This window comes from Tissierella sp. QWL-11, from assembly GCF_058683765.1.
Genome location: NZ_CM178750.1, coordinates 2,003,855 through 2,028,484 on the forward strand (window position 1 = coordinate 2,003,855; position 24,630 = coordinate 2,028,484).

At 28.4% G+C, this 24,630-nt stretch carries 22 protein-coding genes and 1 pseudogene; 4 read left to right on the forward strand and 19 right to left on the reverse strand.

Annotated elements, in window-relative coordinates; all coding sequences use genetic code 11:
• Nucleotides 1–22: 22 nt before the first annotated feature.
• From AC4PG3_RS09875 to AC4PG3_RS09890, 4 genes are all read right to left on the reverse strand, one after another.
• Nucleotides 23–1,711, reverse strand: a complete 1,689-nt coding sequence (locus tag AC4PG3_RS09875; protein WP_492196464.1) for a phospho-sugar mutase — start codon at nucleotides 1,709–1,711, stop codon at nucleotides 23–25.
• Between the two features lie 10 nt (nucleotides 1,712–1,721).
• Nucleotides 1,722–2,189, reverse strand: a complete 468-nt coding sequence (gene ybaK, locus AC4PG3_RS09880) for a Cys-tRNA(Pro) deacylase (protein ID WP_492196465.1) — start codon at nucleotides 2,187–2,189, stop codon at nucleotides 1,722–1,724.
• A 182-nt stretch (nucleotides 2,190–2,371) separates the two neighbouring features.
• A complete protein-coding gene (locus AC4PG3_RS09885) occupies nucleotides 2,372–3,328 on the reverse strand; it encodes an alpha/beta hydrolase family protein (protein WP_492196466.1) in 957 nt (318 codons plus the stop codon).
• A 100-nt stretch (nucleotides 3,329–3,428) separates the two neighbouring features.
• Nucleotides 3,429–4,427: an AIR synthase family protein gene (locus AC4PG3_RS09890; RefSeq protein ID WP_492196467.1), complete on the reverse strand. Its 999-nt coding sequence runs from the start codon at nucleotides 4,425–4,427 to the stop codon at nucleotides 3,429–3,431.
• A 173-nt stretch (nucleotides 4,428–4,600) separates the two neighbouring features.
• Between AC4PG3_RS09890 and AC4PG3_RS09895 the strand changes: the two genes are divergently transcribed.
• The 3 genes from AC4PG3_RS09895 to AC4PG3_RS09905 all read left to right on the forward strand — a co-directional run bounded on the left by AC4PG3_RS09895 (nucleotide 4,601) and on the right by AC4PG3_RS09905 (nucleotide 7,599).
• Complete coding sequence (locus AC4PG3_RS09895; RefSeq protein WP_492196468.1) at nucleotides 4,601–5,035, forward strand: YaiI/YqxD family protein; 435 nt, start codon at nucleotides 4,601–4,603, stop codon at nucleotides 5,033–5,035.
• A gap of 142 nt (nucleotides 5,036–5,177) precedes the next feature.
• The gene (locus AC4PG3_RS09900) at nucleotides 5,178–5,759 is read left to right on the forward strand and encodes a metal-dependent hydrolase (protein WP_492196469.1); all 582 of its coding nucleotides are present in this window, start codon (nucleotides 5,178–5,180) and stop codon (nucleotides 5,757–5,759) included.
• 220 nt (nucleotides 5,760–5,979) lie between these two features.
• Entirely contained in the window at nucleotides 5,980–7,599 is a 1,620-nt protein-coding gene (locus AC4PG3_RS09905) for a BCCT family transporter (RefSeq protein ID WP_492196470.1), read from the forward strand.
• Nucleotides 7,600–7,789: 190 nt separating this feature from the next.
• Here AC4PG3_RS09905 and pgeF read toward each other — a convergent pair whose 3' ends face one another.
• The 4 genes from pgeF to AC4PG3_RS09925 form a co-directional block, all read right to left on the reverse strand.
• Nucleotides 7,790–8,563 carry a peptidoglycan editing factor PgeF gene (gene pgeF / locus AC4PG3_RS09910; RefSeq protein WP_492196471.1) on the reverse strand — a complete coding sequence of 258 codons (774 nt, stop codon included), beginning with the start codon at nucleotides 8,561–8,563 and terminating at the stop codon, nucleotides 7,790–7,792.
• A 60-nt stretch (nucleotides 8,564–8,623) separates the two neighbouring features.
• Nucleotides 8,624–9,193 (reverse strand): xanthine phosphoribosyltransferase, encoded by a 570-nt coding sequence (locus tag AC4PG3_RS09915; protein ID WP_492196472.1) that lies wholly within the window; start codon nucleotides 9,191–9,193, stop codon nucleotides 8,624–8,626.
• A 197-nt stretch (nucleotides 9,194–9,390) separates the two neighbouring features.
• Nucleotides 9,391–10,044 carry a peroxiredoxin gene (locus AC4PG3_RS09920; protein ID WP_492198221.1) on the reverse strand — a complete coding sequence of 218 codons (654 nt, stop codon included), beginning with the start codon at nucleotides 10,042–10,044 and terminating at the stop codon, nucleotides 9,391–9,393.
• A gap of 58 nt (nucleotides 10,045–10,102) precedes the next feature.
• A complete protein-coding gene (locus tag AC4PG3_RS09925; protein ID WP_492196473.1) occupies nucleotides 10,103–10,543 on the reverse strand; it encodes an OsmC family protein in 441 nt (146 codons plus the stop codon).
• A 207-nt stretch (nucleotides 10,544–10,750) separates the two neighbouring features.
• On the opposite strand from AC4PG3_RS09925, the pseudogene rpoD reads away from it, so the two are divergent.
• A pseudogene (gene rpoD, locus AC4PG3_RS09930) lies at nucleotides 10,751–11,578 on the forward strand (RNA polymerase sigma factor RpoD); the annotation flags it as partial.
• Here the strand turns inward: rpoD and AC4PG3_RS09935 are convergent.
• The 11 genes from AC4PG3_RS09935 to cobT form a co-directional block, all read right to left on the reverse strand.
• The gene (locus AC4PG3_RS09935) at nucleotides 11,579–12,502 is read right to left on the reverse strand and encodes an FUSC family protein (RefSeq protein ID WP_492196474.1); all 924 of its coding nucleotides are present in this window, start codon (nucleotides 12,500–12,502) and stop codon (nucleotides 11,579–11,581) included. It abuts the pseudogene before it with no gap.
• 60 nt (nucleotides 12,503–12,562) lie between these two features.
• Entirely contained in the window at nucleotides 12,563–13,774 is a 1,212-nt protein-coding gene (ilvA, locus tag AC4PG3_RS09940) for a threonine ammonia-lyase (protein WP_492196475.1), read from the reverse strand.
• Nucleotides 13,775–14,163: 389 nt separating this feature from the next.
• Nucleotides 14,164–16,158 carry a sensor histidine kinase gene (locus AC4PG3_RS09945; protein WP_492196476.1) on the reverse strand — a complete coding sequence of 665 codons (1,995 nt, stop codon included), beginning with the start codon at nucleotides 16,156–16,158 and terminating at the stop codon, nucleotides 14,164–14,166.
• Between the two features lie 189 nt (nucleotides 16,159–16,347).
• The gene (locus AC4PG3_RS09950; protein ID WP_492196477.1) at nucleotides 16,348–19,134 is read right to left on the reverse strand and encodes a UPF0182 family membrane protein; all 2,787 of its coding nucleotides are present in this window, start codon (nucleotides 19,132–19,134) and stop codon (nucleotides 16,348–16,350) included.
• A 115-nt stretch (nucleotides 19,135–19,249) separates the two neighbouring features.
• Nucleotides 19,250–20,254 carry a questin oxidase family protein gene (locus AC4PG3_RS09955; protein ID WP_492196478.1) on the reverse strand — a complete coding sequence of 335 codons (1,005 nt, stop codon included), beginning with the start codon at nucleotides 20,252–20,254 and terminating at the stop codon, nucleotides 19,250–19,252.
• A gap of 164 nt (nucleotides 20,255–20,418) precedes the next feature.
• Nucleotides 20,419–21,168: a sugar phosphate isomerase/epimerase family protein gene (locus AC4PG3_RS09960; protein ID WP_492196479.1), complete on the reverse strand. Its 750-nt coding sequence runs from the start codon at nucleotides 21,166–21,168 to the stop codon at nucleotides 20,419–20,421.
• Between the two features lie 44 nt (nucleotides 21,169–21,212).
• Nucleotides 21,213–21,620 (reverse strand): gamma-glutamylcyclotransferase family protein, encoded by a 408-nt coding sequence (locus AC4PG3_RS09965; protein WP_492196480.1) that lies wholly within the window; start codon nucleotides 21,618–21,620, stop codon nucleotides 21,213–21,215.
• 71 nt (nucleotides 21,621–21,691) lie between these two features.
• Complete coding sequence (locus tag AC4PG3_RS09970) at nucleotides 21,692–22,273, reverse strand: histidine phosphatase family protein (protein ID WP_492196481.1); 582 nt, start codon at nucleotides 22,271–22,273, stop codon at nucleotides 21,692–21,694.
• Complete coding sequence (gene cobS, locus AC4PG3_RS09975; protein WP_492196482.1) at nucleotides 22,264–23,001, reverse strand: adenosylcobinamide-GDP ribazoletransferase; 738 nt, start codon at nucleotides 22,999–23,001, stop codon at nucleotides 22,264–22,266. The genes AC4PG3_RS09970 and cobS overlap by 10 nt, the downstream gene beginning before the upstream one ends.
• On the reverse strand, nucleotides 22,998–23,534 hold the full coding sequence (cobU, locus tag AC4PG3_RS09980) for a bifunctional adenosylcobinamide kinase/adenosylcobinamide-phosphate guanylyltransferase (RefSeq protein WP_492196483.1): 537 nt from the start codon (nucleotides 23,532–23,534) through the stop codon (nucleotides 22,998–23,000). The genes cobS and cobU overlap by 4 nt, the downstream gene beginning before the upstream one ends.
• An 18-nt stretch (nucleotides 23,535–23,552) precedes the next feature.
• Nucleotides 23,553–24,626: a nicotinate-nucleotide--dimethylbenzimidazole phosphoribosyltransferase gene (gene cobT, locus AC4PG3_RS09985; RefSeq protein ID WP_492196484.1), complete on the reverse strand. Its 1,074-nt coding sequence runs from the start codon at nucleotides 24,624–24,626 to the stop codon at nucleotides 23,553–23,555.
• Nucleotides 24,627–24,630: the final 4 nt, after the last annotated feature.

Genomic DNA, 24,630 nt, shown 5'->3' on the forward strand with positions numbered 1-24,630 from the left:
GTAACCCTTCCTCCTAATTTCTTTAGTCTATACTATATAATTGATTTAAAACTACCTTTTCTATTTCCTTTACTTTTTCATTAGCCTTGTTTTCATCTTTATCCTTAGAATATATATATATTTTAATCTTTGGCTCTGTTCCTGAAGGCCTTACTGCATACCAGGATCCATCATCCATATAGTATTTTAATACATTACTCTTTTCGTTTCCTGTATCATCTAATAAATAATCTATAGTTTTTTCTAATTTCATATCTCCTATTTCTTCTATAGGATTAGCTCTAAAGTAATCCATCATTCGTTTTATTCTGCTCTTTCCTTCCAATCCCTCTAGTACAACTGAAATTAGATTTTCCTTATAGTATCCATGCTTAATATATATATCTTCTAGTACTTCCAACAGACTCTTTCCTATTTTCTTATAATATGCTGCCATCTCAACTATTATCATAGTGGTAATAACAGCATCTTTATCTCTTACAAGCGTTCCATAGGTATAGCCTATGCTCTCTTCATATCCAAAGACAAAATTATGTTCATTTGTATTTTCCCACTCATTTGCCTTAGCACAAATATGTTTAAATCCTGTTAGAGTTTCAAATGTGTCTATTCCGTAATTTTTTCCAATGGCTCTTCCCAAATCTCCAGTTACAATACTCTTTACTATGGCAGGATTATCTGGTAGATTTCCCTTTTTATATCTTTCACTAAATATATAATTTATAAGCAATGCCCCTGTTTGATTTCCATTTAAAAACAGATACTCTCCTTTTTTATCTTTCACCATCATAGCTATTCTATCTGCATCTGGATCTGTAGCAACTAAAATATCAGCGCCTTTTTCTTTTCCAAATTTCTTTGCATACTCAAATGCTTTAGGATCCTCTGGGTTTGGATATCCTACAGTAGTAAAATTAGAATCAGGATTTTCTTGCTCTTTAACTACAAATATATTTTTAAATCCTCTATCTTTTAATACCCTTCTAACTGGAATATTTCCAGTTCCATTAAGTGGAGTGTATACTACTCTTATATCTTTATCTATATTCTCATTTATGGCTTTTTCTAATATACTTTGATTATATTTATCATCTATTTCCTTACCTATATACTTTATAAGCCCTTTATCAATTGCTTCGTCTAGGTCCATAATTTTAATCTCATCAAAGTCTTTAACCTTATCAATTTCACTCATTATTTCATTTGCAATTTCATCTAGTATCTGAGAACCCTCTTCCCAGTATACCTTATAACCATTGTATTCCTTTGGATTATGACTGGCTGTTACAACAATCCCTGAAATAGTATTTAGTTCTCTAACTGTAAAAGACAATAATGGTGTAGGCCTAATTCCATCAAATAAGTATGTCTTTATTCCGTTTGCAGCCAATACTCTCCCAGCAATTTCTGCAAATTCATCTGAATATTTTCTTACATCATAGGCTATGGCAACTCCTCTATCCATTGCTTCTTGCCCTTTGTTTACAATGGTCTTAGCTAAACCATAAGTAGCCATTGAAACAGTATATCTATTCATTCTATTTGTACCTGCACCAATTTTCCCTCTTAGCCCAGCTGTACCAAATTTTAAATCACTATAAAATCTTTCTTCTATTTCTCTTAAATCAGAAATAGATTTTAATTCTAACTTTGTCTTTTCATCAAAATAATCACTTTCTAACCAGTGATTATATTTCTCCATATAATTCATATAAACCCTCCTATTCTATTATATCCACAAAATCCATTGAAACAATATTTGATAAATCTCTTGGATTTAGTTGGATTTGTAAGCCAATTTTTCCACCACTTACTATAATTTTTTCTAAATTTAAGCTCTCCTCTTGAATAAAACTTGGATAAAGTTTTCTCATTCCAATGGGTGAGCAACCTCCTCTTATATATCCAGTAAGTTTAAGCATATCACTTACATGGATAAGCTCTATCTTTTTTTCATCTGTAACTTTTGCTGCTTTTTTTAAATCTAAGTGTTTGTCTACAGGTATTATAAATACATAAATTAATTTTTTCCCTTTAGCTATTAATGTCTTATAGACTTCCTCTGTATCTTTACCTATTTTTCTAGCTACAGATTCTCCATCTATGAGATTATCATCAATACTATAGGATATAATATCATACGGGATTTTTTTCGAATCCAATAATCTCATTGCATTTGTCTTTTTCATAATATCTCCTTTTAAACTTTATACCCATATCTATACAACATAATAATATATGGAAGTATTTTATATTATATTACAATATTATCACAAGTAAAATGACTTATCATGATAATTCTTATGATATAATATATTCCCCATAAAAACACCTCCAAATTAATTTAGCTTTAACTTGGAGGTGTTTTTTCCTATTCTTTTATAAAATCTATAATCACTTCTTTTAATCTTGGATGTAGAGGTTCATTTGGCTTATTGTACATTTTTATATTTTTCTTTTTATCTCTAGGTGAGTCCTTAAGCACATGATTCATACCTTCTATTATAGCTAAATCTCCCTCTGACGCCTCTTTTAAGACTTCCGCATCCTTTATCATTACTTGAAGGTCATTGTCCCCTTGTATAATCAAAATAGGAGCATTTACCTTTTTTAAAATTGCAGTAGGATTATATTTAAACCAGGATATTAAATATGGCTGAACACTTCTTCTAAATACATCTTCTAAATCCTTCGGAACCTCAGAAACTAAGTTCCCCTGTTTTAATTCATCAATAATATTTATACTTTTATCGTATAGGTATTGGGGAAGTTGTTGCAATTGCCTTTCTAAAGCACTGTATGCAGGTGTACCCACTCCAGCAATTGAAATGTATCCATCTAATTTTGTATCTCTGGCTACAACTCCACCTATAAGTGCACCTTCACTATGTCCTATTACATAGTATTCATTAAACCTTTCATCTTTTTTTAATTTATCCATCCACTTTACTCCATCATCTATGTAGTCTTCAAAGATAAGGTCTTCTTCATTTTTGACAATCCCTAAACTCTCACCAATTCCTCTTTTGTCATATCTTACTGAGGCAATTCCTTCCTTAGCTAGAGATATGGCTAACATCTTTAAGCTATTATTCTCCCCGGCAATAGCATTATTTCCATCCCTATCTGTAGGGCCAGAGCCTTGAATAATTAAAGCTACTGGAAATTTTTCTTCTCCAGAAGGTAAGGTCAATGTACCATATAAAGTTCCTTTCTCAATTTCTAAATTATATTCTTCCATTGTAGCTGTTTCTAGATTTAAATCATCTGGTTTCACACAAGCAGTAGTAAATATTAGCAATAATACAATCAATAATAATTTTTTCATATAGTACTCAATCCCTTCTCTCAAATATTATTGTGATTTTAACTTTTCATATTATTCACTCTACTTATAGATTCTATATTAATTGTATAATTCCTTGTTTTTATTTTTTTAATTTTTCTATAGCCTTATATAATTCATCTGCTTCAGGTGGTTGTATAGATTTAAGCTCTCCTTCTTTCTCTATAAATACACCTTCCTCAACTACTTCTCCTATTATGTGTCCTTTAATTCCTTCTTTATTAATTTTTTTTAATAATTTATTTATTTGTTGATCATCTCCAATTATTAACATACTCCCACTAGAAATCAATCTTAGTGGATTTATATCTATAGACTTTGATAATCTTTTAGTAACTTCAGTTAGAGGTATTAAATCTTCTTTAATCTTTATACCCTTATTTATAGCTTTAGCAGCTTCCCAAACAGCTCCTAAAACTCCACCTTCTGTAATATCGTGCATATAGTTAATTCCTATTTCTCCACCTATTTTCCCCTCTTTTAAAACGGATAACATATCTCCATAACTTTTTCCTTCTAATATCATATCTTTGGTCATTTTGTCTTTAAAATAGGATTCAAAATCATTTAAAATTATGGAAGTCCCTTCCATACCAACCCATTTTGTAACTAATATCTTATCTCCAACTTTTATATTTTCTATTTTTTGTAAGTTTTTCTTTTTTATTTTTCCAATTGCTGTAGTGGAGATTACAATCTTATTTACTGCATCTGTGATCTCTGTATGTCCTCCTATTATTTCTACATTTAATTTTGCAGCAGTTTCTCCTGCATCTTTCATAATTTTTTCTATATCTTCATAAGTAGTCTCTGGTGGTGCTAATATTGTAATAAGTATACCTATCGGTTCTTCTCCACTAGTTGATATATCATTACAGGATATTTGTATTGCTAATTTCCCTATATCCTGAGCTGCCCCAGTTATAGGATCTGTAGATAGTATAGCCACCTCATCACCAAAATCCACTAATGCGTTATCTTCACCTACAGCTGCTCCAGTTATGATATCTTTTCTCTTATGATATATGTATTTAAATACTAAATCCTCTAATACATCATTTGGTAATTTTCCAGAAACCATTCTGTCTTCCTCCCCATATGTGATTTATATAAATCAGGAAAATATTTTCCTAATTTATATAATACTTTATTTTTATTCCCCAATCAATGAATGTGATACTATGTTATAATTATAAGCAGAAATGTATTGGTACAGTATAAAATTATTTAGACTAGATTGGAGAATGTTTTATTATGAAAATATATATAGATGCTGATGGATGTCCAGTGGTAGATATTGTTGTAAATTCGGGGAAAAAATATAATCTAGAAGTAATTATAGTTAAAAATTATGCCCATAGGATAATTGATGATTATGCTAAAATAATATCTGTAGATATATCTAATGATAGCGCAGATTTTTATATTGTAAACAAAATAGAAAAAGGAGATATAGTTGTCACCCAAGATTATGGTTTAGCAGCAATGTGTCTTTCTAAAGAAGCTATTCCCATAAACCAAAATGGTTTAATTTATACTAATAACAATATAGAGGGTATGCTAAGTAATAGACATATAAATAAAGAATTAAGAAGGCAGGGAAAATATCATACTAAATCTAAAAAAAGAAAAACCCAAGCTAATGTGGAATTTGAGAATAAATTAGAAAGATTAATAAATAGTTTATAAGCAAGAGCAATAAGTATTTCATATCTTTATAAAGATACAATTTAAAATAAATCCTATTTAAAGCTTGAATATATGTTCTCAAACATATATTATTAAAAGTAACTATTAATACTATAAAAGCCTAATCATCTAGGAGGAATTTATGACAGGAAAAACACATATGGCTATAGGAGTAGCTTTAGGACTTAATTTAGCTAAAAATCAGCCTATAAATCAACAATTAATTATAGTAGGAGTAGCAGCTCTTGGTTCACTTCTTCCAGATTTAGACCATCCTAAAGCAAAACTAAATCAAAAAATCTTATTGTTTAAAAATAAATCATTTAGCATATTCTTTTATTTATCTATATCAGTATTACTTTTATATTATTTCTTTACAAATGGAGACGGTATATTTTTACTCTTAGCTTTAACTATATTGCTTACAGGATTGTCTACCCACAGAGGGTTTACTCATAGCATACTTGGATACTTATTAGTATCCAATATAGCTAGACTTATAATTTATAAATATAATTTAAGTTTTATAATATATAAATCATTTACCTTAGGATATTTATCACATTTATTTGCAGATTTTTTAACTCCTAAAGGTATTCAAATGTTTTATCCTTTTGGAAAAAATATAGCTTCTCCTTTGACTATAAATACTAAAAGTGGAATTGATGAAACTATATTTGGATTTCTTAGTATATATTGCTTTTTATTGTTATATAAAAATTAAACTAATATTTATTAACTTTATATTTAAATAAGCTAATATTTCAGATCTAATATAATAGATTTTAAACTGCCACAACCCTTATATCACTAGGATACAAAGGTTGTGGCAGTTTGCTAAATTTGACATAGTGAAAAGTTTTATGATAACGTATTATGGTGTTACCAATCTTTTTATGGATATAATTCATATTAAGTAATAAATAAATTAAAGGAGTTAATATATGAATTTAGAAAAAGAAAAAGAGAAACTCTATTCTAGAAACTTCACTAAGTTTGGATTAGATCTGAATGTATTTGTATCTCTTGTTACTGCTGTTTTAGTGCTTATCTTTATTGTATTTACTATTTTGAAACCAAATATGTCTGCTGAATTTTTCTCAGGAATTAATAGTACTTTAAATAAAAATTTTAATTGGCTATATGTAATTACTATTAATGGATCATTTATGTTCCTTATTTTTATGGGATTTTCTAAATTTGGAAACATACGACTAGGAGGGTATACATCCACTCCAGAATATCCTGATTTACCATGGTATGCCATGATGTTTAGTGCAGGTATAGGGATAGGTATATTTTTCTATGGTGTAGCAGAACCAATCTCTCACTTAAATATACCTTCAGCTCTTGAAAGTTCTTCAGTTTTTGATAACTTTAAGATTATGCATCTTCATTGGGGAGCTCATGCATGGGCAGTATATGGTCTACTCGCAATAGGTCTTGGATACTTTTCATATAACAAAGGTTTACCATTTGCAATTAGAAGTCTTTTTTATCCAATATTAAAAGAAAGGATCTATGGTATATTAGGAGATATTATAGATACAATAGCTACTCTTTCAGTTTTATTTGGACTTGCTACATCCTTAGGACTTGGTGCACAACAAATAAACTCAGGACTTAATTATGTATTTGGAATTCCTAATTCATCAAATGTACAAATTATACTTATAGTTTGTATAACATTTGTAGCAACACTTTCTGTTGTAAGTGGAGTTTCAAAAGGAATAAAATGGCTAAGTGAGGCAAATCTAATAGTAAGCGGTCTTTTATTATTAGGAATAACTTTAATAGGACCTACAGTATATATATTATCTACTTATTTATCAAGTATGGGGATATATTTAAAAGATTTCCTAGATATAGGACTATTTACAGCTATTGATCCCAAAGATGTAGCTTGGCAAGGAGATTGGACAATATTTTACTGGGCATGGTGGATTTCTTGGTCACCTTTCGTAGGTACATTTATTGCTAGAATCTCTAAAGGCAGAACTATTAAACAAATAGCCTTTGGTGTTGTTGTACTTCCAACCATTACTATAACACTTGCTATGACCATACTTGGAGCTAGTGGCATGTATATAAACCAGATTCATAATGGAGTTATAGAAAGAGCTGTTAATGCTAATATAGCTACATCAATGTTTGAAATGTTTACTTACCTTAGTAGTTCTACTCTTCTTCAAGGATTTTTATCTATAGTTGCAGTAGTAGCTATTATTATATTCTTTGTAACTAGTAGTGACTCAGGTTCACTTGTGGTTAGTAGCCTTACAAGCGGTGGAAGATCAAATCCTCCCAAAGCACAAAGAATATTTTGGGCTCTTATGGAAGGAACTATAGCTCTTTCAGTTTTGCTTATAGGAGGAGAGAAAGCTCTTACAACTATTCAATCTGCTGTAGTCATACTCGGACTTCCATTTTCAATCATATTCATTATGATTATGATGTCCCTAGGTAAAGAACTTCAACAAAGCTATGTAAAATACAACTATAATAGAACTATTACACTTAAAAGACGACTTAAAAAAATTAAAGATGATACAGAATACAAATAGAAAAATACTACTTATATAAGTAGTATTTTTTGTTCTTAAAATCTAATTGTATCTCATTATATATTTTATTACTATATGATATTTATACCTAATTATCCTTTTGATGGTACAAATAGTATTATCTTTGCTGCTAAATTTGTAATTGACATTATTTTATTTATACAATAATTTAACGCTTCATGCTATCAAGCTATAGATAAGTAACTAATCCCATAAGCCCAAAATTTTCTCCATCTCTTCTATAGGAGTGAAGAAAATCATTTGAGTATGTTGATAAATCTATAGTAGTAATATTTTCTTCCTTAATCCCTGTAGCAATAAGCATATCTTTATTGATTTTTTGTAGATCTATTAAGTATTTTTTATCATTTTTCTTCTTAATGATATCTCTATAAGATTTAAACTTATCCTTAAACTTAAGCATTACATCAATATCTACTTCAAAGTCATCTTTGCCTATAGTAGGTCCTATTACTACAATTATATCTTTAGGATTAGAATCATACTTATTTATCAGAATATCTATCCCATTACTTGCAATTTCTTGTAGTGTCCCCTTCCAACCCGAATGTATATTAGCATGTATTTTTCTTATGGGATCAAATAAAATTATTGGAGTACAATCTGCAAATCTAGTTATAAGTGCAATTCCTTCTTTATTAGTGACCAAACCATCTGTATCTGGAAAAAATCTTCCAAATTTATTTATTTCTCCTTGTTTATCATTTTTAATATTTTCTATGTTTCTAGAATGAATTTGATATCCTGAATACAAAATCTTAGGTTCTATATTTAAAAACTTATATATATTATTAAAGTTTTCTTTAAGGCTTTCTAATGACTTGTTAGTATGTGATCCAATATCCATAGTTTTAGTTGTAAAACAATGTTTTAGTCCCAAATCTCTCAACCTTGGGATTACAATATAGGAATTATGCTTTTCTTTTATTATTTCATATTGCACTTAAATTTTCACCCTTTCAAAAAATCTTTATTATGTTTAGATTTAAGCTAATATTTATATCTATCTAAACTTAATTTCTCCTTCTTTTATAGAATCTATAATCGCTAAAGATTCTAGTTTTACTCCACTATTTCTTAAGTTTTTTCCACCTTCTTGAAATCCCTTTTCTATTGCTACTCCTACACCTATTAAGTTTGACTTTGATTTATTTACTATATCTATTAGAGCTTCTACAGCTTTTCCATTAGCTAAAAAATCATCTATAATAATTATATTTTCATTTTCTTTTAAGTATTTTTTTGATACCATTATTTTATAAGTTTTTTCTTTAGTATAAGAATAAACTTCGCTTTCATATTTATCTTTGTCTAAATTTTTAGATTCTGTTTTTCTTGCAAATACCATATCTACTTTGAAATATTGAGCTACTATGGCTGCTATAGCTATGCCGGATACTTCTGCTGTTAATATTTTATCTATTTTATAATCTTTAAACCTCTCTTTAAATTCCAATCCTATTTTATTTAATAATTCTATATCAACTTGATGATTTAAAAAACTATCTACTTTTATTATATCTCCGTTTAGAATCTTTCCTTGTTCTATTATCTTATTTTTTAAAATTTCCATATTGTTTTCTCCTCTTCTATTAGTAATCTCAGGACAAAAAGTCTAGATTTGTCTCATTTATTTATATTATTATACCATATATTCTTTTAAAAAATAAAAAGTAACTTTTCAATAGTTTAAATGGAATTAAAAGTAAATATTATTTAAAACAAGAAAAAAGATCTCCTATTTAAAATAAGAAGATCTTTTTGTGTATACTAAATTTCCTTAAAACATAAATACCAGTCCATACAATCATATTCTCCTTGTTCTACCCTCTTTAATAATTCATCATAAGTTTGAGGTGCAGGTACTACTACAGGTTGGCCTGGGAACCAATCTGCTGGAGTTGCTACTTTTTCTCTTTCAGTAGTCTGTAGTGCCACAACTAATCTTAGTATTTCAGGTATATATCTACCATTTGATAGTGGATAGATGAGTATAGCTCTTATTATTCCATGTGGGTCAATTATAAATACGTTTCTTACTGTAGTGTTTGTACTTATATCTGGAGCTATCATGCCATACATCCTAGCTATTTCCATAGTCTTATCTGAAACTACTGGAAATGGTATATGAATTCCAGTGTTTTTATAAATATCATAAACCCATGCTAAATGACTTGAATTGCTATCTAAACTTAATCCTATAAGTTGAGTGTCTCTTTCCAAGAAACTATGATATTGCTCTGCAAAAGCAATAAACTCAGTGGTTCAGACAGGAGTAAAGTCTCCAGGATGAGAAAATAATACTACCCACTTTCCTCTATAATCTGATAAGCTCATCTGACCAAATGTAGATTGAGCTGTAAAATCAGGAGCTTTCATACCTAGTGTCAAACAATTACTTTTATTCACTTTTTTCACCACCATATTATATTATTCTATATATAATATGACGAATATAATATTTAAGTGAATTTATATTAAATTATTTAACAACCAATTCAGTCTCTAATTTTGGTGAATTGTGAAGGGTATCAGCTACAGGACAAGTTCTATCTATAAAGTCTACAAACTCTTGTAGTTTTTCTTTAGGGGAATCTGACTCTATATATATCTTAGTTCTTATAGTTGTAAACCCAATCTTAGCATCTTTATTTTTGCCCATAAATCCATCAGGATCTAAGTCTCCTTCTAACTCTATCCTTATATCCTTTAAATCTATTTTATGAAGTCTTGCAAAACATCTTGCAACTATACATTTACAAGCGCCAAGTGAAGACAATAGTGCCTCAACTGGGTTCATGCCTGTATCTGTTCCGCCTAATTGTTTAGGTTCATCTAATAAAAATTTGTGACCTCTAGCTTCACATTCTACTTGCATACCTTCTTTTAATTGAGTAGTACTTTTAAAAACTTCTATAGCCATTATATTTCCTCCTTAAATGTTATCGTTATATTTTTGTCATATGTTTATTATAGTACTTTGAGCTTTTATTGTCAATGTTTTAACTATGGTAAATAATAAAATATATAAATAAATATAATCTAAAATTACCATAAGTAAATATATATGATACAATATATATAGGAACATAAGGAGTGATCTTTTATGAATAGTAATAAGCAAAACACAATAAATTCAGATGATCCTATTAAGGTATACTTATATGAAATAGGAAAAGTCCCACTTCTTAGTAGAGAAGAAGAAATAGAATTAGCTAAGAAAATTCAAAAAGGTGATCAATCTGCAAAGGACAAGCTTGCAGAATCAAACCTGAGACTAGTAGTTAGCATAGCAAAAAAATATATAGGTCGTGGTATCTCATTTTTAGATTTAATTCAAGAAGGAAATATGGGTTTAATGAGAGCTGTTGAGAAATTTGAATACAAAAAAGGATATAAGTTTAGTACCTATGCCACTTGGTGGATTAGACAAGGTGTAACCCGTGCTATAGCTGATCAAGGAAGAACTATACGAGTTCCAGTTCATATGATAGAAAATATCAATAAATTAAATAAAATCCAAAGACAATTAGTGATTGATTTAGGATATGAGCCTACAGATGAAGATATTTCAGAGATAATGGGAATTGAAGTTGAAAAGGTTCAAGAAATAAAACGGGTTGCACAAAAACCTGTATCTATAGAAACACCAATCGGAGAAGAAGATGATAGCCAACTTGGAGATTTTATTGAAGATATCCATGTTGAAACTCCACATGAGGCCACTGACAATTTAATTCTTAGGGAAGAGCTAACTTCTATTTTAGATACATTATCTACTAGAGAAGCTGAAATTTTAAGACTTAGATTTGGATTAAATGATGATACTCCTATGACTTTAGAGGAAGTAGGGCAAATATTTCATGTTACAAGGGAACGAATTAGACAAATTGAAGCAAAAGCACTGAGAAAGCTTAGACATCCTAAAAAAACTGAAAAACTTAAAGACTTCTTATAATTAAGAGTCTTTAAGTTTTTTCTTATTTTCTAGCATAGTTTCTATACAATTTAAAGTAGATAAAATGTTCTTTAAATGATAATTATATATTATATCTAAATCATCAGTTCCTGTCGTTTCATCATCACTTAATAAATTTTCTTTTTTCGGAACTTCTTTTGCAAACATCTTTTCTAAAGCATCTTTATTTTCTTCATTTATAGAAATCTTATTATTTATTGGATTTATTACAACTAAATGATTTTGAACTCTTTCAAATAAATTAAATAAATGTCTATAATTAGTGATATTTTCTTTCAAATCAACATTGTACCTTATTTCTTTTCTCACAGCTTTATAATTTTCATCTATATCGAATATCCTATTTCTCAAATCCTCAGTTCTAACTTGTTCTTCTTTCCAAATTAAATTTTCTAATATATCTTTAACTTCTAAATACATAGTATTTAAAGCATTTTCTAATTTTCCCTCTACTTTTGGTGGTCTTAAAAAGTAATTAATAGAGGTTCCAACGATTACACCCACAAATGTATCAAATGTTCTATTTAGAGCATAAGTAAATCTATAACCTTCTTCATAATCAAGAATTATCACTAGAAATACTATCATAGACATTCTAACAGCTTGTTCCCATTTAAACATATTGCATATATATATTATAATTATTAAACCAATTCCTATAATTATAAAATTTTCAGGTGCAATAAAGGTTATAATTAACCCTACTACAGCTCCTAAAACTGTACCATACATCCTATATTTTCCTGTTATAAATGATTCTGATACTGTGGTTTCTATAGTCATTATAGCAGCAATTCCTGCTAATATGGGACTATTCAGGTTAAAAAAATCAGCTATTGCCAAAGTTAAAAGTACAGCTATTACTGTCTTTATAGTTCTCATACCTATTTTTGATAATTTCATGAAAATTCTCCTTAAAAGTAATATTATAAAATACTATTCAATTACTTTTATAATACCCTTTTATTGACTACAATTCAATCTTTTTATCTCATATCCATCTTTATTTAATTCTTCTATAATCTTTGCTATATGTTCTTCTCCATTTGTCTCTACAGTTACTTGAAGTTCTACTTCATGAAACCTATCAAGATTTTTAAATTGATTATGATCAAGTTTTATTACATTAGCATTTAAACTTGCAAGTATTTCTGAAATATTTACTAATTGTCCAGGTTTATCTGGAAGGTTTACTGAAAAACTAAATATTCTTCCCCTTTCTATTAATCCTTTACTTATCATTGAAGAAATAGTTAATACATCGATATTCCCTCCACTTACTACTGAAACTATCTTTTTATTTTTTATATTTAATTTTTTTAATCCAGCTACAGAAAGTATACCTGCATTTTCAGCTATGATCTTATGTTTCTCTACTAATAATAAAAATGCTTCCATAAGTTCGTAGTCAGAAACTGTTATGATCTCATCCACATATTCATTTATATATTTAAAATTCATCTCACCTATTTTTTTTACTGCTGCTCCATCTGCAATAGTACTAGCTCCTTTTAACTCTACAACTTTTCCCTGTTTTATAGATCTAGTTGCACTTGCTGCACCTTCTGGTTCAACACCTATTATCTTGATTTCTGGATTTTTAAGTTTAGCAGCAGCAGCAATCCCAGAAACCAATCCTCCTCCTCCTAATGGTACTAGTATAATATCTGTATCTGGAGCTTCTTCCAATACTTCTAATGCTATAGTTCCTTGCCCTTCTATTATGTCTTCATCATTAAAGGGATGTACAAAAGTATATCCGTGCTTTTCTTGCAATTCTAAAGCTTTATTATAAGCATCATCATATACCTCTCCATGTAAAACTACTTCTGCACCATATTCTCTAGTTGCCTGAACTTTTATTAGAGGAGTATGTTTTGGCATTACAATTATAGATTTAAGCCCTAATTTTTTAGCAGCTAATGCCACTCCTTGAGCATGATTACCTGCTGATGAGGATATTACCCCCTTTTGCTTTTCCTCTTTAGATAATTTTGATATTTTGTTAAATGCTCCCCTGATTTTAAAAGAACCTGTCTTTTGTAAATTTTCTGGCTTTATATAAACTTGATTTCCAGTTTCTTTAGAAAAAACAGTGCTATGGATAAGTTCTGTTCTAGTGAGTACCGTCCCTAATCTTTCTCTTGCTTCAATAAAGTTATATAGTCTAAGCATGTTTTCCATCTCCTTTTTAAATTAAAATAAAAAATCCCTAGTATATAAATATACTAGGGACGAAATTTTCGTGGTACCACCCATCTTTACACTTTGTTTGCACAAAATGTCTTTTAAGGCCCAAAGATTGTCTTTTAGCCCTAGCCATATAACGGTGGCACTTCTTCCAAGAAAGAATACCGATAAAGACTACTCTTATAATTTCGTCTTTACAGTCTTAGAGTGATCATTATACAAGTTTAATCCTGACTCTCACCATATATCAGTTCTCTGTAATTAAATTCATTGTATTTTTGTCTCTAAGATTACTTTTATATTTTAAATTATTTTAATTCTATTATATTAGTTTTAAAAAAGCAAGGGTTTTTTTACATATAATTTAATTAATCTTAAATATCTGATAATTCTACACTAAGTCTTCTCATATCTAAATCATAATTCATAATATTTTTATCATTAGAGATTTTATTTGTAGGAAGCTCTATTATAAATTCTGTACCACTATAATACTTATCATTTATGTAGATCTTCCCCCCATGTTCTTCCACTAAAAATTTGACTAAAGATAATCCTATACCACTACCTTCCTTTTCTCTTTTAGTAAAACCACCTACTTGTTTAAATGGGCCGAATATACTTTTATGCATCTCTTTTGGTATTCCTACACCACTATCTTTAATCGAGATAATTACTAAATCTTCTTTATCTTCAATACTCACTTTTATTTCTCCACCCTTTGGTGTGAATTTTATAGCATTTGATAAGAGATTTAATATAATCCTTTCAATAGAATCACTATGACATCTAATAATTTTTTCCTCTGTATTTGTGTCAAATATTAGATTGATTTCTTCCCGTTTTGCATAATTTGATACCGACATAGTTATATCCTCAACAAGAGATATTATATTATAATTGCTAAGTTTTAATTCCATGTATTCTCTACTTATTTTTGTCAAATCTATAAGATTATTTGTGAGCTTTAAAACCCTTAGACAATTTTGCTTTATAGTTCTAAAATTATCTTTAGTAAAATTATAATCCCCATAATTACCTGTTTTTTCATATCTCATATCCCATAGCTCTATAGTACTCATAATTACAGTTATTGGAGTTCTAAAGTCATGTGTTACTCTTCCTACAAATTCTGTTTTTAAACTATCCAATTCTTTTAAGTTTGCTATTTTATCTTTTTCTTCTTCTAATCTCTCTTTTAGTTTTTTTAATTTATAGCTTTCAGTTATATTTAAAAAACTTATTATCCTTCCTATACTTTCACCCTCAATACTAAATTCGAAGGACCTAATTTTATATACTTCACCATTTTTAAAAAAGATATTAGCTTCATTATCTTTTCCAGTCCCAAGTGGGTCTAAAATTTGTCTTCTTAATGTTTCTGGATTTTTTACATTTTTGACTAATATTTCAATAACTTTACTATATTTTAGATTTTTAATGTTTTTTTTGTAATCTAATATATGGTTAAAAATATCATTACTATAGAGAATTCTATTATCCATTCCAATAATTATAGTCCCTTCTAGAGATGACTTTAAAGCATATTCTAATATATCTCTTTTATTTAAATTAGCTATCTTTCTATCATAATCAGATTTAAATACTCCTTTTTTTATAAAATCAAATATTAAATAATATGAAATAAATTTTGTACTCAATATTATAAAATTCATGAGATTTCTTTGATATGTTATTCCCCTAAATTTCATATCAAAAATAAAGTTAAGTAATATCACAAAAATTAAAAGTTTATTCTCCTTTACACCTATTACTTTGGTTTTAAAAATATGATAGGACAGTGTAAATAGATTTAAGCCAAGTACAATATATTTTATAAATGTTATAAATCTTGTATATCCACTATACTCAATCCATAAATAGGGTAAAATATCAGTATTTAATATTAGGTGTACACTAAGTAAAAATACTGATAAATAGATTAAAAATACACTTTTTAATCTAATAGTCTTTGGTACTTTTATACTCACCATAAAAAATGAAATACTTTCAACAAATCTAGCTATTGTCCACAATTTAATAGCAGTATCTTCATTGTATAAAATCAGACTATCAATTCCACCTGTAAAGGCTACAGACAATATGTCGTATATTGCAACAATGCCTAAGGAAATCCCTAAAAATATTATTCCTGGATATCTTGTTCTTTCATATATGTATAAGGAAAAAACTATGAAAATAAATGTTATAATTGCTCTAATAAATATCAATAAATCATAATATAACTTAATATCATAGAAGAAAATTTTTATAAAATATACTAAAAAAATTAAAAATGAAATTAATTTTATAAATTTTATATCATCTCCTAAGTTTTCTTTTATAGCTGTCAATTTTTGTCTAATCATAATCCTCCCCCTCCTAATATAGATTATATTACATTAATCTATATTATGTTGTCGAAACGCGTAATAGTACTTATATAACTATTTAAATATTCAGAATTATACTCCGTATTTTTATACTTATTTTTTACTCACAAAATTAAAAGAATCGAGAGTCTAATTTTCTAAAATCTCGATTCTTTATTTTAAGATTTAATTTTTTTCTTCCATTAATTTATCTAGTTGACCAAGTACATTTTCTAATTCTCTTATATACTCCCCATATTTAGCCCAATCACCATCTTGAGAAGCTTTCTTAGAATCTTCAAAGAGTTTGTTTGCCCTTTGTATTAATTTACTTATATCTTTATCTTCAAGATTTATCTCTTCATCTTTTTCTGGTTTATCTTCTTTTAATTGATCCGTTTCATCATCTATTTCTTCAGATATACCAAATATCTTTTCTAAAGCTTTATCTAGATTTCTTTCCATTACTATTTTATCTTTAAAAGATACTATAACTCTCTTCATTTCTGGAAGGCTATTTTCATTATCAGCTTGTAAATATATAGGTTCTACATATAAAAGGGAGTTTTCTATTGGAACCGTAATCACATTTCCTCTTAAAACACTGGACCCTTTTTGGCTCCAAAGGGTCAATTGCTCAGATATATCTGTATTTTGGTCTATCCTAGATTCTATCATCATAGGTCCATCTATAGTTTTGCCCTTAGGGAATTTATATATATATAGTTTTCCATATTCCTCACCATCATTTCTGGCTACAAATAGTGATGTCATATTTGGCTTAGTCTTTGGAGTATATGGTACAGTAAGCAAAAATTCAATATCTTCTTCACCTGGAAGTTTGAACATCTGGTAAATAGGTTCTACATATCCTACATTCTCCATATATTTTTCCTGAGCAATATCCCATAGGTCTTCTTCATTATAAAATACCATTGGATTATCTACATGATATGTCTTATATATCTCTGCCTGGATATTAAAAAGAGTATGTGGATACCTAGTTTGTTCTATTAAGCCTTTTGGCATCTCTGATTTATCTAAAAATAAATCTGGAAATATTTTTTTGTAAGTGTTTATAATAGGATCTGTGTCATCAAATACATAAAATTTAGTAGTTCCATCATAAGCATCTATTACTACTTTTACAGAATTTCTTATATAATTAATCTTTGAATCCTGTGAAAAAGGTTCTGAGTATGGATATTTGTCACTTATAGTATATCCATCTATTATCCAGTATAAATTAGAATCATCTTGATTAATTGCTATATAAGGATTTTTATCATATTCTATAAAAGGTGCTATTTTTCTTATTCTTTCATTTATGTTTCTATGCATTATGATTTTACTATCAGAATTTATATTATTTGAAATAAGCATTTTAAAACTTCTATGTTTTATTGCAAATAAAAGCTTATTTATCCCACTTAATTCAATCCCTGCATCTCCTTCATAAACAGACTCTTTATTATTTGAACCCTCTGGATAATCAAATTCTTTTTCATCAGTATTGGTTATTATATAATCATTTGGAGTTTCTCCAAAGTATATTTCAGGTCTTGTTATTTTTAAATCTTTTTGACTTTCTGGTGGAATGTTTTTTACAAGGAATTCTGGTTGTCCATCAGATGTTACCGCATTTACAGGAGAAACTACCATTCCATATCCATGTGTATATTTTAAGTATTTATTTACCCAAGTTTTAGTTTGAAGATTTCTTTGATCTAGTTCTCTTGCAGATAAAAATACTTGTGTATATTTGTCATCTATCATATATCTGCCCACATCTACACTATTAAAAGAATAGTATAGTCTTATTGCTTGAAGTTGATTATATACTTGTATTAAAGGTCTATAGTCATTTATCCTTATGTTGTTTACAGTATCTTGATTTTTAAGAATATCTTCTTTATTTAAGTTTTGATCTACTGGAAATTCATCTACCTCTACTTCATCTAGTCCATAGGCCTTTTGAGTATATTCTATATTGTATTCTAGATATTTTTTTTCTTTTGATATTTCATCTGGCTCTACTATAAATTTTTGTACAACTACACTTCCTATATTCCCTACAACTATTATTAAAAATAGTACACTAGCTGGTATTAAAGCTCCTTTTAGATCTTCTTTTATCATCTTAAATAAAAACCATGGTGCTGAAATAAGTGAAGATATCGCCATTATTCTATATATCCATAGGCTTATATTGACATCAGTATAACTTGCCCCATACGCAACTCCTCTTGGAGAATATAGAAGGTCATAAGTATTTAAATAGTAGTTAAATGATATTAATAAAAAAAGTATAAACCCTAGTATGCCTATATTTGACATTATAGTTTGAAATATACTTTTGTCAAATATATTTCCTACCTTTTTTCCCTTAATATCAAATATATTCTCCCTGTGAAATGTCTCCTGTGTAGACCTTCTAAAGGCAAACATTACCATGTAAAAGATAAATGTAACAATTATTAAAATTACTAAAATAAGTAATAATAGCCCTGCTATAGATTTAAATAGTGGCAATGAAAACATATAAAATGATAAGTCTTTTCCAAATACAGGATCTTCTAATTTAAAATCTGTTCGATTTAGGTATTTAAGAATAGTAAACCAAAGATTATTAGCAAATATTAAGCTTAAAAAAAATGATACTAGCCCTGTTATCATTCCAAACCCTAAATTTATTTTTTTCTCTCCACTTTTGCTACTACGTATATTTACCTTTTTATAGTATCTTTTTTTCATAAACATTAGATACATATATATTGCAAGAAATACAATTATAAATGTAGGTATTCCAATCTTTAAGATAGTTGTAAATCTAGTTAAAAAGGTCTTTGTGTACCCTAATTCTTCAAACCAATTATAGTCAACAATAAAATCAATTATACTGCTAAAAAAGGTAATTAGAAGAAATAACAGAATGAAAAATGTACTAATTATGTATCCTTTCTTTTTCTTCAAATAAAAAACTCCTCTCTATTTTCTTAAATATAATTATACTATTACCCTCTTATTTTTACAAACATAAAAGACCCTCATAATATATTTCAGGGTCTTACTAAATCTATATTTTTTTTTAATTATGTCTTATCCTCTTTAAAACAGATTCTTTTAATCTTGGTATATCATATAGGGTGTCTAGTATGCATCCGCTATATGTAAGCTTTATTGTGTGAATATCTTCTAATTCACATGCTTTACTCATTATACATCTCCAAGACAATTCACTTGTCTCAGCTATTTTATCTTCTATATCTAATTTATTTAATGTAAGTAAATGAGTGATTATAGTAGTTGTCAAGATATCTATTGCTCTGTTAAAATCCTCAAAATACTCTTTTAACATAACTAAAGCATGGATAGAGGTTATACAATGGATTATTACTATATTTCCAGTATTGTCAAAAGCAGATATCAAAAGATTTACAAGGGTTCTAATCTTTTCTTCCTCACTTCCTGCTATTGTAAATCCCTTTTCCATATAATATGTATCACTATAAAGTCCCCTTAGTTTTAGACCTAGGGTTTCATTTGCATCGACTATTTTTAGTATATGATTATCCTTTCCTAATTCTCCTAATTCAGAAATAAACTCTTCTTTAGATACTTTTCTAGTAAATATAGCTGCTTCTCTATATGCAGTTATATAATAAGCCAAGGCCCTGGCTACTTCCTCTAATAGTTCTTCTTGTAGATTATAACCTTCCACAGCATATCCAAGCCTTATTAATGTATGAAATAGACCTGCAGACATACCTAAAGGATATGTATTTAATACATATCTTACTAATTGATCTTTATCTTCTATTTTTAACTTTTCTATTATTAAATCTAGACATGGTTCGTATAAATCTCTATTTCCTAAAGTTTCTTCTATGGAATTAACTTTATTATAATTTTTATTTATATAAGGAATTTCTCTCCTCTTTATATATTCTCTTGAAAATTCATTAACCTTTTTTACATCCTTTGACATTTGGTAAATCGCTAACTGTGCCATTGGTAGATGGTTAACTAATCCTCTTTTCGTATAGGGAGAACGATTTCTGCCGTATTTATTTATTATACTACTAATCTTCATTCCTATTATTCCTCCATTCATGTACCAGGTAGACTAAACACTTTAAGTATGTATACCCTTCTTTAAATTACTAAAACACTTTTTATAAGGAATAAAAATTTAATCTATAGATATATCAAGAAATTATAAATTAGTTTTAAATACTACCATAGAAGTTTTTATTATCATCTATACTTCTTTAATTCTAATTCTAAGTTTTCTATTTTGTATTCTAAAGCCAATGGCAGATTCAAACTATACTTATCTAGAATCTCATATAGACCTTTTATTTCCTCCATATTTAAACTCTTATGGGAATCATATTTTCCATCATTTGAATGTATATGCATGTATCCTATATGGTCTTTTAATTCCCTAATCCATGTCTCTAAAGAAACCTTTCCCAGCTTAGCATGACCTATATCTAGATTTATCTTTATATTGTCTAAGTTTATAGCTTCAATATGTTTTTTTAATATAAAGGGCTCTTCTTCAAATATGTTTTCTATAAGTATAGTTCCTTTAAAATACTTTACTTCTTTTAAAATTTTATGCCAAAATTCACTATTTTGCCTATTATTTAGATCTATTAAATATGGATGATTTAAATATGGATTTATTTGACTGTGAAATACTACATAGTCTATATCAAGCTCTGTGGCTATGTGAAGTGTATCTAAATACCTTTTATAACTTACTTGTCTAATCAATGGGTCTGGACTAGCTGGTTTTAAATCTAAAAATGGTCCATGAAGGGATTTAATCCCCTTAAATTTTTTAAATTCTTTCCTATATTTATCCATTATCTTTATAATTTCTTTTTGTGTTAAATTAGGCTCTGTAAAGTCTTGTATTTCTACTCCAATTTTCAATTTATTGTATTCTTCTAAATTAAATTCATCTATTATATCTATACAGTTTAAAATTTTGTTCAATATAGCACTCCCTTTTTTAAAAATAATAATACAAGGAAAATACCTTAAGATATTTTCCTTGCTTTTTCTAAATAGTCTATGGGTAATTCCCAATCTTCATATCCTTGAACTAACATATTATAATAATGCTCTGGTGGTTGCTCTATATTTTTATCTATCATAGTATATACTATGGCATCATATAAATTACCCTTTTCATCTTCTACTTCTATTTCCATTCTAGTATATAGATCTGGATATCCTTCTAGCTTATCTAATTGCCTTAGCTCATCTTTTGAAATAACATAAAGAGCACCTAAAACCATATCTCCTTCTGATTCTAGAATATCTGCCAATTGATTGAATACAAGCTTATAATTTTTTAAAGCAACCTTTTTGACAGGTACAGAATCAGGACATCTTGAATTCATATAATCTTTAGATAAATTACTTGCATAGGCAAAATATAACAATTAAAGCACCTCCTAAGAACAGTCTTATCTTTTAATATTTTTACCCTAAATATATATAATAAATCAAAATCCTAGGAAGAAATCCTAGGATTATAGTTTGTTTTTTTTATATATTTATAATTATCTTCTATGGACACTATGTTTATACTTGCATTTTCCACTTTAAATTTAAAAAAGTATTCTATATCATCAAATACCCAGGAAAGTATTAATCTTATAACTCCTGCATGGGTTACCAATAATACATCCTCATCCTTTTTTATTAATTCTTCTAAGAACTCTTTTACTCTTTCATAATTCTGAATCAAACTTTCCCCTTCAGGAAGTACATAGCCATAAAGATCATCTTCCCACATTTTAGATTCTTCTGAGAAATCTTTTTCTATCTCTTGAAAGCTTCTTCCTGAAAACATACCAAAGTTTAATTCTCTGATTCGAAGATCCCCTATTCCCTCTAGCCCTAAATGATTTAAAGTTTCAGTAGTTCTAACTAATGGACTGTAGTAAACCTTTGAGTATGAAAAATCTTTTAAATTTTCTCTTGCAATTTTCACTTGTTCTATGCCTTTTTTTGATAAGTTTGTACTATCTCTTCCATATACTCCTGCAACATTGTCTTCTGACTCCCCATGCCTTATCATGATTATATCCAATTTAATACCCCCCAAAATACTAGTAAGGAAAAACTTTCTACTATTTCAATAGTAGCACCATACACATCTCCTGTAAAGCCACCTATCTTTTTATATGTATATATTGAAATCATTTCTCCTACTAAAAAGGAAATTATCAAGGGGATTAAAAATTTATATCCTAAATATATATTTAAAAAAATAAAAATAATACTACTTGTAAGTATATAATACTTTGGATTTGAGCTATGTAACATATCTCCAAGTCCACCTGGTCTAGCCATTTTCTTAAAAGCTATTTGTATTAAAACTACCAGTCTAGCATTTGCCATGGAAAACATAAGAGCAATTGGTAGTCCAATTTCAAAGTTAGAAATTATCACATATTTAAATAAAATCAATAATATAAGGCTTAAAACTCCAAAGGCTCCTATTCTACTATCCTTCATTATACTTAGGACATCTTCTCTTTCTCTGTTTGAGAAAAATCCATCTGCTGTATCAGATAGACCATCTAGATGTAGTCCTCCTGTTAGGAATATCATTAAAAAAAGTGTTAAAATAGATGCTATATCTCTATTTTGTTCAGCTAGAAAATAATATGGAATTGATGCTATAAATCCCAATAATATACCAATATAAGGAAAGAAAAAAGTGCTTTTTTTAATATTTTCTCCCTTAAAGTCCACATTAATATTTATAGGAATTCTTGTTAAAAATTGTAGTGTAATTATAAATCCTTTTATCATTTGATCTTCACCGGTATCCCACAACTTACCAAATACACATTATCACTTAAACTTCCTATCCTTTGATTGATTCTACCTTGAATATCTCTAAACACCCTAGATAAATGATGTTCTGGAACAATTCCACAGCCTAATTCATTTGTAACCATAACTAGTTCATAGTTTTTTTCTTTAATCTCTTGAATTAATTTTTTTATTTCTATTATTATGGTATCTTCTATCTGTTTTTGAAGTTTATAATCTATGTACTCTTCTTCTTTTGTTATGTCAAACATTATATTTGAACTAAGTACAGTTATACAGTCTAGGAGATAATATTTCTCATTTTTTACTGCATTGTATAGATTATAGTTCCCTTCAAAGGTTCTCCAATCACTATCTCTACTCTCTCTATGGAGCTTTACTCTTTCTTCCATTTCTTTCCCTGTTATTTTAGATGTTGCCATATATACTACATCTTTTTTGCCTTTATATAGTCCTTCAGCGAAACTACTTTTACCACTTCTAGCGCCACCTGTAACTAAAGTAATCATCTAAACACCCTCATAAATTTATTCTTCTCTCATATCAAGTAAAATTGAACTATCTATAGTCGCATCTTTAAAAGTTCCCATATTTCCTTCTGCAAATAGACTTGCTTCTATGACTCCAAATGCCAATGGACATCCTGATCCCTCACCTAGTCTCATATTAAGATTTAAAATAGGATTCAATTTTAGTTCTTTAAACATATATTTAGCACCTGGTTCATATGATAGATGTGAAGGGATAATATAGTCCTTCACCGCTGGGTTTAATTTAATTGCACAAAGTGCTGCAGCCGAAGATATAAAACCATCCATTACTATAGGTTTTTGATTTTTGGCTGCCGACAAAAATAATCCACACATACCTCCAATATCATAGCCACCTACTTTAGATAATACATCTATAGGATCTTCTTTATTAGGTTTATTTACCTCTATCCCCTTTAGAATTGCATTTTTCTTATCTCTATATTGTTGTTCAGTGACTCCTCCACCTTTGCCGCATATAATTTCTACATCTAATCCACTAAATACATTCAAGATAGCTGTACTTGTAGTAGTATTTCCCATTCCTAATTCCCCAGTACCTAGTATGCCATATCCGTTGGAATATAAACTATCTCCTATTTCAATTCCTATTTCAATAGATTTTATAGCTTGTTCATAAGTCATAGCAGGTCCTTTGGTAAAATTTTTAGTACCATTTGAAATCCTCTTATATATAACCCTATCATCTCTAAAATCATTATCAAGTCCAATATCTACTGTGATAGTATCAGCATTTGCAAATTTATTTAATGTGGCTACCCCTGTAATTTTTTTCGCCATAGCCTCTGTTAAAAGAGTTGTAAATACTTTTGGTGATGAGCTTACATTTTCTTCTAAGACTCCATTGTCACTTGAAAAAACTACTACTGCTTTTTTTCCTATTTTATAGTCTAATGTTCTAGTTATTCCTGCAATTTGCATTCCTATTTCTTCTAAAGCACCTAAACTACCTAAAGGCTTTACCAAACTATCCCATTTTTCTTTAGACTTTTGTCTATAATCTTCATCTATCCCTTTGATTTCTTTTAATGTGCTTTTTAATAAATTCATATTT

Coding starts and splice junctions, on each gene's coding strand:
- AC4PG3_RS09875 (WP_492196464.1), bottom strand. CDS start 1,711: ATGAATTATATGGAGAAATATAATCACTGGTTAGAAAGTGATTATTTT.
- ybaK (WP_492196465.1), bottom strand. CDS start 2,189: ATGAAAAAGACAAATGCAATGAGATTATTGGATTCGAAAAAAATCCCG.
- AC4PG3_RS09885 (WP_492196466.1), bottom strand. CDS start 3,328: ATGAAAAAATTATTATTGATTGTATTATTGCTAATATTTACTACTGCT.
- AC4PG3_RS09890 (WP_492196467.1), bottom strand. CDS start 4,427: ATGGTTTCTGGAAAATTACCAAATGATGTATTAGAGGATTTAGTATTT.
- AC4PG3_RS09895 (WP_492196468.1), top strand. CDS start 4,601: ATGAAAATATATATAGATGCTGATGGATGTCCAGTGGTAGATATTGTT.
- AC4PG3_RS09900 (WP_492196469.1), top strand. CDS start 5,178: ATGACAGGAAAAACACATATGGCTATAGGAGTAGCTTTAGGACTTAAT.
- AC4PG3_RS09905 (WP_492196470.1), top strand. CDS start 5,980: ATGAATTTAGAAAAAGAAAAAGAGAAACTCTATTCTAGAAACTTCACT.
- AC4PG3_RS09915 (WP_492196472.1), bottom strand. CDS start 9,193: ATGGAAATTTTAAAAAATAAGATAATAGAACAAGGAAAGATTCTAAAC.
- AC4PG3_RS09925 (WP_492196473.1), bottom strand. CDS start 10,543: ATGGCTATAGAAGTTTTTAAAAGTACTACTCAATTAAAAGAAGGTATG.
- AC4PG3_RS09935 (WP_492196474.1), bottom strand. CDS start 12,502: ATGAAATTATCAAAAATAGGTATGAGAACTATAAAGACAGTAATAGCT.
- ilvA (WP_492196475.1), bottom strand. CDS start 13,774: ATGCTTAGACTATATAACTTTATTGAAGCAAGAGAAAGATTAGGGACG.
- AC4PG3_RS09945 (WP_492196476.1), bottom strand. CDS start 16,158: ATGATTAGACAAAAATTGACAGCTATAAAAGAAAACTTAGGAGATGAT.
- AC4PG3_RS09955 (WP_492196478.1), bottom strand. CDS start 20,254: ATGAAGATTAGTAGTATAATAAATAAATACGGCAGAAATCGTTCTCCC.
- cobS (WP_492196482.1), bottom strand. CDS start 23,001: ATGATAAAAGGATTTATAATTACACTACAATTTTTAACAAGAATTCCT.
- cobU (WP_492196483.1), bottom strand. CDS start 23,534: ATGATTACTTTAGTTACAGGTGGCGCTAGAAGTGGTAAAAGTAGTTTC.
- cobT (WP_492196484.1), bottom strand. CDS start 24,626: ATGAATTTATTAAAAAGCACATTAAAAGAAATCAAAGGGATAGATGAA.